A 1,781-nucleotide genomic window follows, 5' to 3' on the forward strand; every position below is an offset into this window, starting at 1 on the left:
CCGACCGGTTCCGGTGAGCAGGCCCACCGGTGTTGCCAACCCCAGGGCGCACGGGCAGGCGATGACCAGGACGGCCACCGCGGCAGTGAACGCAGAGGACGTGTTCCCGGTGAAAATCATTCACAGGATGAACGTGGCGACCGCGATGACCAGGACGATGGGCACGAACACGGCGCTGATGCGGTCCGCGAGCCGGGCAATGGGCGCCTTCCCGCTTTGCGTGGCGCTGACCAGCCGGCCCATCTGGGCGAGGGTCGTTTCGCTGCCGACCCAAGTCGCTTTGACCAGCAAACGCCCGCTGGTGTTCATCGTCGCCCCGGTCACCGTGTCGTCGGGGCCGACCTCGGCTGGCACGGACCCACCGGTGATCAGGGACGTATCGATCGCGCTGCGGCCCTCGACGATGAACCTGTCGGTCGCGATCTTCTCTCCCGGGCGCACCACGAACACGTCCCCCGGGGTGAGGGATCCTGCCGGGACTTTGACTTCCACGCCGTCCCGCAGCACGGTCGCGTCTTTCGCGCCGAGGTTCAACAGAGCCTTCACGGTCGCGTCTTTCGCGCCGAGGTTCAACAGAGCCTTCAATGTGTTCCCCTATAGGTGCCCGGTCTCCCTGGTGCTGTTACCGGAATGTGACATTTCATACCTCGCGGGGGTATTGTCGTCGAGTGTTCTCAGCACCAGCTGGAACACTCCCGGGCAGAATGCCGAGTCCTGCCACTGACCGGGGTCCGTCTGCATTCCAGGTGGCAGGAACGGGGGAACCACGTTTCCACCGGGCCAGTAAGTGGCCCTTGGGGTTAAGTCGATTCGCTCTTGAAGGTTGTGAGCGCGAACCGGCCGGGTGACTCCCATCCGAACCCGACAGCTCACCCCGCAGGCATGGGAGAGGCAAACAACCATGTCACGTACGCCCATTTCTGCGCGCCACCGCGCCACCCCTACCCACTCCATAGCACTGGCTGGACTGGCCTACACGGCCAAGACCAACGCTGTGGCTGTCGGCAAGCCGGCCATGATGGTTGCCCAGGCCGGTACCTACGCCGAGAACACCGCCGCAGCCCAGGCGCCGGCGCCCGTAGCTGCAGCTCCAGCCGCTGGCACCCACACCGTCGCCGCCGGCGACACCCTGGGCGCTATCTCGGCCCGCTACGGTGTGGCACTGAACACCGTCCTGGCGCAGAACGGCCTGTCCTACGCCGCCGTGATCTACCCCGGACAGCAGATCAAGGTCTCCGGTAGCGCCTCCGTCGCCCCCGCAGCAGCAGTGAGCCCTGCAGCGGTTCCCGCCGCAGCACCGGCAACCCAAGTTTCCTACACCGTTCCCGCCGCAGCAGTTGCACCTGTCCAGGCGCAGTCCGGTGTGTCCTTCGCCTCCAGCGCCATCACCCCGGTCGCTGCCCCAGCTCCGGCCCCGGCCGTTGCTTCCAGCGGCGTCGGCGCGGCAATCGTGGCTTCGGCCTACGCCCAGCTCGGCTCCATCCAGGACTGCACCATCCTGGTCGAAAAAGCCCTGCGTTCCATCGGTAAGAACGTGGGAGACCTCGGCCCCACGCAGTTCTACCAGTACGGCACCACCGTGGGAACCCCCGCCCCCGGTGACCTGGTCATCCGACCCGGCCACATTGCGATCTACGTCGGCGGCGGCAAGGTCATCAGCAGTGGCATGAACGGTGCAAACCTGACCATCGAGCACGACCTCTCCGATCTCCCCGGCTCCTCCTTCGTGCGCGTGAGCTAATCCGCATCACCTAGGCTGAGGAAGCGGCAGGCGTCCTGAA

1 protein-coding gene, 1 pseudogene and 1 riboswitch are annotated in these 1,781 nt (G+C 66.1%); of the genes and pseudogenes, one reads left to right on the forward strand and one right to left on the reverse strand.

Annotated elements, in window-relative coordinates:
* Positions 1 to 561: pseudogene (locus Y704_RS0117070) on the reverse strand (HAD-IC family P-type ATPase); the annotation flags it as partial.
* A 134-nt stretch (positions 562 to 695) separates the two neighbouring features.
* Positions 696 to 898: riboswitch (cyclic di-AMP (ydaO/yuaA leader) on the forward strand.
* 3 nt (positions 899 to 901) lie between these two features.
* On the opposite strand from Y704_RS0117070, the gene Y704_RS0117080 reads away from it, so the two are divergent.
* Positions 902 to 1,741: a C40 family peptidase gene (locus Y704_RS0117080; protein WP_026551006.1), complete on the forward strand. Its 840-nt coding sequence runs from the start codon at positions 902 to 904 to the stop codon at positions 1,739 to 1,741.
* Positions 1,742 to 1,781: the final 40 nt, after the last annotated feature.

This window comes from Arthrobacter sp. Br18 (genome assembly GCF_000520555.1).
Classification (GTDB): Bacteria; Actinomycetota; Actinomycetes; order Actinomycetales; family Micrococcaceae; genus Arthrobacter_D.

Excerpts from the sequence above, each read along its gene's own strand:
- Y704_RS0117080 (WP_026551006.1), top strand. The coding sequence starts at position 902 with ATGTCACGTACGCCCATTTCTGCGCGCCACCGCGCCACCCCTACCCAC.